Origin of the sequence: Lamprobacter sp. (genome assembly GCF_034860625.1) — a bacterium.
Taxonomy (GTDB): domain Bacteria; phylum Pseudomonadota; class Gammaproteobacteria; order Chromatiales; family Chromatiaceae; genus Lamprobacter.
The window spans coordinates 1-631 of record NZ_JAYESN010000736.1 but is presented as its reverse complement, the minus strand read 5'-3'; the positions used below and the strand labels follow the sequence as shown (position 1 = coordinate 631).

General features: G+C 62.6%; 1 pseudogene. It reads left to right on the top strand.

Annotated features, from left to right (window positions below):
• Positions 1 to 73 precede the first annotated feature (73 nt).
• Positions 74 to 631, top strand: a pseudogene (locus VBE63_RS31060) (transposase); the annotation flags it as partial.

Sequence of the window (631 nt, the reverse complement as noted above, 5' to 3'; positions counted from 1 at the left end):
CAGCCCTTTTAAGGTGACCCTAACACGTTGTAATCTATAGGCATCTTCCGGAAGCCCTGGAGCTGATGCCCTGATGTTTGACGGTATCCTGCAACGCTTTGCCGAGCGCGCCCCTGCCAGCGTGATGGTGCGCGGACTACTCGAGCGCCTCCTCAACGCCGAACGACTCGACCACTGGTTCGAGTCCATGCGCGAGGAGCAGTATACGCGCCAGATCCTGTTCTCCTCGCTGGTCGGGCTGATGCTGCAGATCGTCTGTCGGGTACAGGCCAACGTGCATGCCGCTCATCGTGAGTCGAGTATCGCCGCCTCGGTCGTGGCGGTCTATGACAAGCTCAAAGGGGTCGAGTTGTCGACCTCTCAAGGGCTGGTGCGCCTGATCGCCGGCGATGCCGCGGAGATCATTGACGAACTCGGAGGCACCCGCCCCGAGCGCCTGCCTGGGTATCGCATCCTGTACCTTGATGGAAACTGTGTGGCCGCCAGCGAACGCCGGCTCAAGCCCTTGCGCGACAGTGCTGCCGCGCCCCTGCCGGGCAAGGCGCTGGTGGTCTTCGATGATGCCCGTGGGCTGCTCAGTGATGTGTTCCCCTGTGCCGATGGCCATGCCCAGGAGCGCAGTCTGCTCGAT